This is a genomic window from Methanophagales archaeon (assembly GCA_021159465.1).
Taxonomy (GTDB): Archaea; Halobacteriota; Syntropharchaeia; order Alkanophagales; family Methanospirareceae; genus G60ANME1.
In genome coordinates, this window is record JAGGRR010000107.1 from 1 (window position 1) to 11095 (window position 11095).

General features: G+C 47.4%; 1 protein-coding gene. It reads left to right on the forward strand.

Annotation, left to right across the window (positions count from 1 at the left end):
- Window positions 1–11095: DUF2341 domain-containing protein (locus tag J7J01_05405; protein MCD6210314.1), on the forward strand; the 11095-nt coding region annotated here is incomplete at both ends.

The following is an 11095-nucleotide window of genomic DNA, read 5'->3' on the forward strand; positions in this document are numbered from 1 at the left end:
AACACAGATTTGGGCTTCTTCGCAGCGAACAACTGGTGGAACTACAATGTGAGCATCCTCGTGGACAATGTTCGATTAAGGAAGTGTGCAGGTGCAGACCGAGAACCATTCGTTGATCTCGGGCTCGCTGAGCTTGCATCCACGAATATAACCCCAAGATTCCGGAATCTGTATGCCGTGTTCCCGAACCAGATATATGTGAATGTTACAAACAACGGAACTGCAGACGCCCGCAACTTCTTAGTATTTCTTAATGCGAGCTACAGCGACGAGGAAGGCAATGTGAAAACGCAAAGCCTGAGCAAGCACATCACCCTGTCGCATAAAAACGCAACGACACTTGTATTCATCTGGAAGCCACCTCAAGAGGGTAATTACTCGCTTTCTGTTCGTGTTGATACTGAAAATTGCGTTGAGGAAACAAACGAGACGAACAATGTTGTGGAGAGGGAGGTATATGTGAACCCACCGACAAAATGGTGGGGCTTCGCATTCAAGGAAAACGTGTCTGTGAAACCCATTTCAGGACAGGGAAAGAGCATCAAGAATGCAACTGCGACCGTCTTGCTGACGCTTGACCCATCCATATTTGACTACTCAAAAATGAATCCTGACGGCTCTGATCTAAGGATAAAGGACGAGAACGGCACAGATTTGCCATTATGGATAGAGAACTGGAACACTTCCAGCGAGAGCCGGATATGGTTCAGGACAGATGTGCCAGCATCAGGAAAGACAGTTTATCTATGCTATGGCAACTGCAGTGCATCATCGGAAAGCAATGCAAGCGCTGTATCCACTTTCTTTGAAGATTGGGAAGAGGGGGGTGCGAGTCTTGAGCGGTGGGGATGGAACTTTACAAAGGACGAAACCCAGAAGCGTATAGAAGAAGGTTTTGCAGTCTATGGCAATCATTCACTATATCTGTCATCCGGCAGCAGTAGTGATCATGGTTGTTATTGTGCGGGTTACCGGGAGGTTGCTATACATAATAGCAATCCGGTATTCAGTGCATGGATTTATCCGGAGAGTTTACATGATATTTCCTCATCTCTCGAGTATATTATTGATGTTAATGTTTCAGGCGAAATCTATCATTTAAGGTACGGTGTCTTCAGATATCTACTTCCTGACTCCTCCAGCAATTTATACTTCCCGATTTTATTCAGCGCGGATAGACAATGGCATCACATATACAGGAACCTGCGGGATGACCTTCTGCTGAAAGGTGTGAATACCACCGGAGAAATTTCGGTTGATAAAATTAGGGTTCGTGCTTATTGCTCTCGTGCTGATTCTGAAGCTGATTGGAGTGCAGGGGGATATTTTGATGGAATTGCGATTTTATCACCTGGTCCTGCCATCGCGGATATAGGAAATGCGAGCATCTCTGCTGGATTCGTGTGGGCGCCAAAGGGATACCATGCAAAATCCTACTCGCCTCTTATTGTGCGTGTGAGAAACGATGGCACCGCGGATGCTCGTAATCTCTCCATTCTATTAGCAATTAAAGATGAGAACTCCACACAAATAATGCAACGTAAAAGTTGTTTCGTGCCACATAAATCCTCTCGCACATTCACTTTTGGCTGGATGCCTGTGCATGAAGGAAATTACACTGTGAATGTCTCAGTTGAGATTGACGGTGAGATAGAAGCGAGCAATAAGACAGAAATGCATGTCTATCCAGAACTTGAATGGAAGTATAACGAGCCGATAGAGCTGAGATGTGTGGGTAACTTAAGCGATGTTGCAGTTCCCATTATTCTCAAACGCTCCATTTTTGACTACACAAAGGCGAATCCTGATGGCTCTGATATAAGGATAAAGGATGATAACGGCACAGATTTGCCCTTATGGATAGAGAACTGGAACAATTCCAGCGAGAGTCTTGTCTGGACGAGACTTCATATCAACTACAGCCGAACGGTCTATCTGTGGTATGGTTGTGAGAACGCAACGACGGCAAGTAACGCATCAGCAGTCGCTTCTTTCTTCGAGGATTGGAACGGTTACGAGGATTACGGTGATTGCACATACGCGTGGAGCGTGAAAGGCTGGCGCTTAAAACCGCACAATGCAAACGGCTTTGTGCGAGCATGCAACAACACATTGAATATAAACGTGTCTTCTGGAATGATTGACATTTACCGTGATTTGCATATCAACTCGGATGCACCTGTACTTTCCGCACGGCTAAAAGTGGATAACGGAACGAGCAAAGCATTTGTGAGCGTTGAGGTGAATATCGCTGGTAAGACATACAACCTTAGTTACGGTAATGTCAGTGGCGAGGAGTTCGATTTTAATATCGTTCCTGCGGACAGCGAGTGGCATCACATACACAGAAACTTGCGTGATGACCTGGAAGAGCGGGGAGTGGCTGTGCATGGCGATATTGATATTGAGGTGAAGCAAGTGCTGTTGCAGGTTGAAGATACTGGTGATGCTTACTTTGATGACATTGCTATCTTAAATTCAAATTCCAGGCTCAGGACCGGAAGCATGCAGAGACCTGACCTTTCAATTCGATTCGTTGATGTTCCTGCGGATGTTCGGCTCAATCGCACTGTGCCAATCACGGTAGAGGTTCTGAATTTTGGTCAGAATGCTTCTGAATTCAATGTCTCGCTCTATGATAACGGCGAAGTTGTGGATAATCTCACACTTGAGGGCATAAAGAGCATGGAAAATGCCACCTGCATGTTCAACTGGACGCCTCTCAGTTTGGGAACGCACAAGCTTGAAGCGTTTGCGGACTCCGGGGGAGCAATTGAAGAGTTTGAAGAGGGTAACAACAACGCATCCGTTAATGTTGAGGTCGTAGCACCAGAGCTGTTCATCTCAGATGTTCAGATGCTGAAGTTCGCAAATGTCCATTACTGCTTCGCTAACACCTCAAACAACATATCCATCGTGGTGAACAACAGCGGGACTGCACCCATTGAGAATGAATCTTTCAATGTATCGCTTGCGGTTAATGGTATTGAGAAAGAGAAGAAGCGTTTCAATGTCAGCATAGGAATAAACGAGAGCTGTATTCTGTCCTTCTACTGGACACCTGTTGAAACCGGGAACTACACGCTATCGTTCAATATTGACTCACGCCATGAGATAGATGAAGTGGAAGAGAGCAACAACACTTTCACGCTGAATGTAAGCGTTTTTGAACAGTCTGACATCGTGATTGAGAGAGTGAAAGTTCATAAGGAGCGATATGCAGGGTTCATGAATCCTGTTTATGTACATGTGAGGAATAAAGGTGGTATAGGTGTATCTTTCAATATCTCCTTCAATGCCACGCTCGTTTCGACTGGGGCTGGATCAGGAGCAGGAGCTGGAGCGGTGGTGGAGAGCGAAATGATAGAGAAGCGTGTGTGTGATTTGCGTGCTAATGCCACTGAAGAGGTGGAATTCAAATGGGTACCATCTCAGCCCGGGAATTACACGCTCAGCATAGCTGTGGATGCGAGAAACGAGATTGCAGAGCAAAATGAGACTAATAATTTGTGGGGCGGGATGTATGAAGTGAATGAAACGGACATAATACCACCGGGACCGCTTGTTGTCACGGGGGATGTCTCTTATGAGGATGGTCGTCCTTGCAGTAACGCATCATTCTCCATCAATCTCACGCTTAACAAAACAGAGTTCTCAGCAAAAAAGAATGACTCAACATACCTCGCTGTCTTTAATCTTACCGTTCCCACTGATATTCGCTATGACCGTATGTTGAATGTGTTTGCAGAGGATTATGGTGGCGTTCACAACAATACTATCATAAATATTGGCGATGATACGGTGGGAGAAGGCTTCTTAAATTTGAATGTCACGCTACCGCTGAATTTGCCGGACATTGCGGTCACGAAGTTGCGTGTGTATCCGCCACCGCCACTCATGTTGAACACGACATGCTGGGTCAATGCCACCATTGAAAACTATGGGACGAGCACGAACGGCAGCTTCAATGTGTCTTTCAAGGTGAAGGATGAGCGTGGACATGCGATTGAGAACGAGACAAAGCGAATTGGACCGCTGAACTATACCGATAAGGTCAGAGTTAATTTCACATGGACACCTTCTGCACCGGGCAGGTTCACCATCGTCGTTTCTGCCGATTCTGATGGAGCGATAAAAGAGTCAACCGAGAGGAACAACGTTCAGGAGGAGGCAGTAAAAGTCGCAGCATCCGATCTGGCGGTTGATATAGAACCGCCTTACGACATTTTCGTGAATGTGTCAAACAGGATAAACGTGACGGTGCGAAACATAGGCGATGCGGACATCTCATTCGCATGGAACCGCTTCGAGCATGAGCAGGAGCAGAAAAGCATCAACGTTGAGCTGCTCGTTTTGAAAGGTGATATAGCAGTTTTTCGCAGTTATGGACATTTGAGCGAGCTGAACACATCTGAGAGCAAGACTGTTGCATTCAACTGGAAGCCTGATGCCACGGGCAACTACACACTGAGGGCGATTGTTGACCCTTATGATGATATAGTAGAAGAGAATGAGAGCAATAATGAAGCGGAAATGGAGCGAGAGGTGTTTGTTCCAATGGATGTTGGTATGCTATTATACTCAGGTTGTGGCGAACCATACTACATAAAATTCAAAGTTATCAAGAATTCCACGCTCTTCAATGCGACATGGAAGGGCTGCACGCTCATCGGCAAATGGAAAGAGCAGGACATTCTCGTATATACCGACAACGACACAGGCAACATTACCGGCGTTGCTGACATTGATAATCCACGATTGTGGTTCTATGACGATGATAACGGCACATGGAAATTCATAGGCGTAGCGAACGCATCGCTTGTTCTTAAAGATGGTCAAATATTCGGCTGGGCACCTCCGGGAATAGACCTTAGCGACCCGAATCTGCTGTTGATACCGAAGCCTGATTTTATACCGGTTGCGATGGCTATGCCGCCCACTTTGTATTTCGGCAGGCAGATACCTGTGAAAATCACGATTGAGAATCACGGACTTGAGAGCAATGAGACGGAAGTGGCGTTGAAAGTGCGAGTGAAAGGAGTGGAAGGCGAAGAATCATGGTGCACTGAAGACTCTGGCAGTGTTTTCGTACCCGCTCATGGCAATGCAACGCTCACACTCAAATGGCTCGCAAGAGAGCCGGGATGGCATGATATCCTCGTTGCCACTGACCCGAAGAACAGGTGCAACGAGATTGATGAGACGAACAACAACATGACCGATGAGCGAGAGGTCATTAAAGGCACTGTGATAGATGTGCCCCGTGATTTCCCCACGGTAAGAGAGGCGGTGGAGGATGCTGCGCCCGATACCGTGATCTATGTGCACGAGGGGAAGTATAGCGGATTCCGTGTCATCAACAAGCAGAACATCTCGATTATAGGTGACGGGTGGGGGACCGATATAAACGGAAGCGTTACCATTGAAAACTCAAGTGAAATTTTAATCAACGACTTAACAATCCATGTTTCTCCTGGGAGGCTAAATATGGATAGAGTCTGCCGGGTGATTCACATCGTAAACTCCACGAACGTAACGATAGATAACTGTAAGATATACTCAACTGGTCAGACCATGATAAAACTCCTGAACTCGTCTCACTGCTGCATCTCGGATTCTCTCATATATTCCACTGGTGGTGATTTTACATTATTCGAACCTGAAGAGGGCATAAATTGTTTATTTTCTATGTTTGATAGGTCGGGGCCGCTCACAAATAATCCTGCTCTCTATATCTCCAAAAATTCAAATAACAACACAATCTTTGAGAACACGATATGCAGGATTTTCGAGGGGCTAAGGGTCGAGGGAGATGATAATCAGATATTGCACAACAATCTCTACCACACACAGTGGTGGAACTATCCTCTTAGCGCACAGAATAGTACCAGCAAGGCGAGCACCGCCTCTGATGCCGGGAAGAGAAACAGATGGGACTATAACTACTGGGGTAGATACTGCGTATATCGGGCATGGCTTAATACGGGACCGGATGAGGTACCTGAGCGTGTTTGTGTCGAGGACGATATATGCTTCACAAGCTTAGTTTGGACAGGGGGAGGAAGGGAATCTAGTGCTTCTGGTATTTGTAACTATTGGGCAGATACATGGGCAAGATGCTACGGGAAGAATGATATAGAGGGCGATGGCATTCTGGATGAGTGGTATGCGAGTCCAGACCCTGCTTATGGAAACCCTGTGGTGGACCATTATCCATTGATTGAGCCTTATGGCGTGGATATGGATGCGAGTGTGGAGAGCTTCACCATTCCGAACAGGATTTACGCCGGCTGGAACAATACAGTGTATGTGATGCTGAAGCGAGTGACGAAGGATATCATGCCGAGACGGTTCAATGTGACGCTGTATTATGCAAGTAAAGAAGATGGAGAATGGCATGAAATAGCGAATAAAAGCATTCAGATGGACGGGTTCTTAAACGAGAAGGTACTTCGCACCTACTTGCCTTTCCGCTGGACGCCGGAAGAAACGGGCGAATACCGGTTAAAAGCGAATGTCACAACTGAGATAACGGACATAAACGAAACGAACAACGAGCTCACTGCTAAGGTAAAGGTTTATGAGCCTCCGTTTGAATTAGGCGGTGTGTCCGCAGAAGTGAGACCATCAACGGATAAGCTCTCTCCGCCGTTCTGCGTGATGGCTGTATATTCGCAGGGCAAAGACCCGCATCATGCAGGTGAAACACGACATTATAATTCATGGAGTAAAGAATGGAAGACCACGCCGGGCTGGTTCGAGGAGAGAATGCGGGATTGGTTAAGGGACTGCTTCAGGTATGGCACCACGATTTCGCTCCGTAATGCAGGCGAATGGTCTGCGTGGACACTCGGAATTATCGCATCCGGCGAGAACCCGATGGATTTCGGTGGAATAAACTGTGAAGGTATGATTAAGAAGTATTATAACGGCGAGAATATGGGAACTGAAGAAGTTGAAGATGTGGCATGGGAGGATGCACTCACACTGCTCGCACTTGCGTCCACAGGCACAGGCGAATACGAGCGGGAGATGGTAGATGCGGTCACCAACGACCTTTTGAAGAGGCAGAATGAAGATAGCTCATGGAACTTCACTTATGTATCCAATGGCAGGGCGAGTGACACCGCAATCGTGATACAGGCACTCATTGCATCCGGTAATAATTCAGATGCGATATCAAAAGCGATAAAGAGCGGTTTGAACTACCTTAAAGGCGTTCAAAATGCTGATGGCAGTTTCCCTCGCTTTGAGAACGATTCTTCAGTAATTGCAACTGCTAATGTCGTGCAGGCGTTTGTTGCAGGGGGTCGCGAACCCCCGGCGGGAGCAGTGGAATATTTGAAGAAGAAGCAGCAGCAGAAAGAATATGAAGAGTTCTTATTTCCTGTGCTGTATGCCACTGCATACAAAGAAGAATTGAGCAACGGAACAGTGCCGGAGAATTTACGCATGGTGTTCATGAAATACGAGCATGGCGAGTATGAGCTCTCGCCCAATGTCACTGTTTCAGTCAGCGAATCGAATACAAGCTGGACCATACTGGATAAAGACCACAGTAAGGAATACCTGTTAAGGATTGCGGATGATGCCGAATTTGGTGAATATCTTCGTGTTTACCTGTTAAAGGAGGATTTGAATGCGATGGAGCAGGCAGCCAGGATAACAGCAGTCTATGGACAGCCGTATCCGGTAGCGTTTCAGGTATTGCGTGAGCGTCCGCAGGTGGATTTGAAGCCTGTTCGTTTGGACCCACCTGCTCGTGCATACGTGCATACGAACTGCACGGTCACCAGTATAATACGTAACAACGGCGGTGTATTCAATGTCTCGCTACTCGTGGATGGCAATCCTGTTGTGACGAAGCGAACATATTCGGTGTGGTCAAAAGGCGGAACAGAAGTGTCGTTCACATGGCGTCCTGAAGAACCGGGAAGGCACAATCTCACCGTTTACTGCGACTATTTCAACGAGATTAGCGAGAGTGACGAGACGAACAACGCACTAACTATGTTTGTTGATGTGAAGAAGCCGGATTTGAAGCCATATAAGATTAAAGCGAGGACGAACTTAGTGAATATGACAAATATCGTTGATGTTTATATCAGGGGAACAACGGATGAGGCGTTCAATGTTGCCTTTTTCGAAGATGATAAGCTCATTGATAAGAAGCGAGTGAGCGGAATCTCGGGGGAAGCGGAACTCAACTTCTCATGGAAGCCGAGAGAAGAAGGATTGCATACGCTCTCTGTTAAGGTTGATTGTGATGATGAGGTGGAAGAATCGGATGAGGGAAACAACTTTAAATCGGTTATGGTGTGGGCAGGTCTTCCTGATTTGTTTGTAAGTCTGGAGAGAGTGGAAGTGCCAGTGCTGTATTCAAATGCTACGAATCCCATATTTGTGGATGCCGGCGGAATAGCCCCGGCATTTAATGTCTCGCTGTTCGTGAACGGCACACTCGTGGACACGCAGAGATTGATCGCAGAAAGTGCGGAAGAGAAGCTGAACACGACACTGCACTGGAAACCCAATCGAACGGGTAGGTATGAACTCCGTGTTTTTGTTGATTCCGGTAACGAAGTCTCGGAACGAGACGAACAGAACAATAATGTGACCATACAGAAAGAGGTGGTGCTGCCTGACCTGATTCCTGTTGCAGCGAATACGCCACCACATCTGTTCTACAACGAATCCAACCGTGTAAGGGTGAACATAAGTGGGGCGGGGGACGATTTCAATGTCACACTGCTCGTAAGTGGAGGTCATTGCCCGGATACTGACGAGAATTGCACGCTGAATGAGAGCGAGAGCGAAGTAATAGGCAAGAAGAATATATCGTTCTACGGTAACACATCGGTGAGTTTCACATGGAAGCCAGAGCGTGTGGGCAAGTGCAACCTGACGGTGCTTGTTGACCCTGACGACGACCTTTACGAAGCGAATGAGACGAACAACAACATGACGCGGAAAGTGCGGGTGTATGAGCGAATACCAGTGGAGATAATTGCGCCAGGAGGTGGCGAAACCTGGAAAGGCACGAAAGAGATAAGATGGAACGCATCGTTCAGAAAGCCAGTCAGCATAGACATCTGGTATAGCCCGAACAGAGGCAAAAAATGGGTTGTCATCGCTCAGAATACGGAAAACGACGGCGTATTCGCATGGGACACGAAAACTGTTGCGGACGGCTACGATTACAGCATAAAAATAGAAGCGTATGCGGAAGACGCTTATGGCGAAGCAAAGTCCAATCTGTTCACAATCTCAAACAGAGGAACAGAGAAATCATGGAAGGGATTCCACGCGAATGCAGGATTCGCACTGTCTACGACCCCCAACGCGCCCGATTTGCTATGGACAAGCCCTAATATAGGAGCTGTTCCCTCTTCTTCGCTCATTATCGCGAACGGAAAGATATACGTGCTCTGCACCGACGGCAGGAAGGGCTGGGTAACATGTCTTGATGAAGATACCGGTAATACTGAATGGAAATCGAATCCAAGAGGTGAGTGGGGCGAAATGTCATGGGCAACACCGGCATACTACAACGGTAAGATATACGTACCGATGAGAGGCACTATTACTGTTTGGGTTCAGCATCAGGATTCTATGGTTGCTAATCCGTATTCAGTCGGTGCGGTTGCACTTCACGAGATAGACGCAGCATCTGGAGATGCAAACGTCTATTATTATCCAGGAGGAACGAAAGAGACGGTGAACGCAGTGAATGGAGGTGCTCTCGCAGCTTACGACACCGTGTTCTTCAATACATATAATAATCGTACGTACTACAAAGTGGGTTCTGAACACAAATTCACGGGTGAGGATATCGTCTCGCTGGCTAAGGTCAATAAAGGTGGGAATTACCTATTCCGGTTACAGGATGATACTGGAAGACCAATCGCCGTTGAAGATTGGGATAGGGGTGGAGGATATGACTGGGCGTTCCGTGTGGATGAAGCATATGCAATGTCAACGCCTGGAGCGGGATACGGCAATATATACGTCGGTGGCGGGAATATGGGCTTTAACAGTGGCAAGCTATATTGTGTTAACGAGGCGACAGGCAAGCGCAATTGGAAACGAAGCTACCCTGCGAGTGTTTTCTGCTCGCCAACAGTCGTCGGTGGAAACGTCTATATCACCACTTACGGCTCGAGTGCTGCCACTTCCGGCGTGTATGCGGTGGATGCGATGAATGGCGAACGTGTGTGGGACCATCGCTGGAAAACGGGTGAACGCCCGAGCGATTCAACGCCCGCTTATGCTCCTTTCGATGACGGGTATGTCTATGTAGCAGGCGGTGGTGGTAGAACCCTTAAGGATACTTTTGTCGCCTGTCTCGATGCTACAAACGGTAACCTGAAATGGGATGTGCATACTAAAGTAGACAAAAAAGGATTACTACATTATATCGGCTACTGGACGAACTCGCCGGTCGTATCCATAGATAGGAAAGTATTTGTAGGCGAGCCTGTGGGTGGGAGTATGTCATTTGAATATCAGGGGCTGTGGTGTCTTGGTGCCCTGACGGGTAAGGAGATATGGCACACCGAATACGGCGGTTCAACGGTTGCGATTGCGAACGGCAGAGTCTACACCAGCGGAGGAGGCAGGGTCTTCGCTTACGGTCCTGAGCACCTGCCCGACCTCGTTGTTGAAAGTATAGAAACGCTGGAAGACCATGACCATGGCAGGAAGATATATGCTGGTGTGCCCACACCGATAAATGTGACAATTAAGAACATAGGCGAAGGAGATGCAAATGGCACTTTCTCTCTGAGTTTGCAATACGGTGAGGGGGAAATAGATGATAAAGAGGTGGATTCGCTAAAGAAAGATGAGGTAAAGACAGTAGAATTCTGGTGGACGCCGCCTGTGGTGTCACAACCGCGGAATTACACGTTGCAGGCGGAAGTGAATGCGAATAAGGGCGTGAATGAAGCCGACCTGACGAACAATCGCAAATCAACCGAAGTGACGGTCTACCCACAGCCGCCAGATATTGAATTAGTGAAGATAGATGCACCTTCGCGGGCGGAAGTTGGCGAATCCTGCAGTATAAGGGTGGAGGTGCGGAACAACGGCGCAG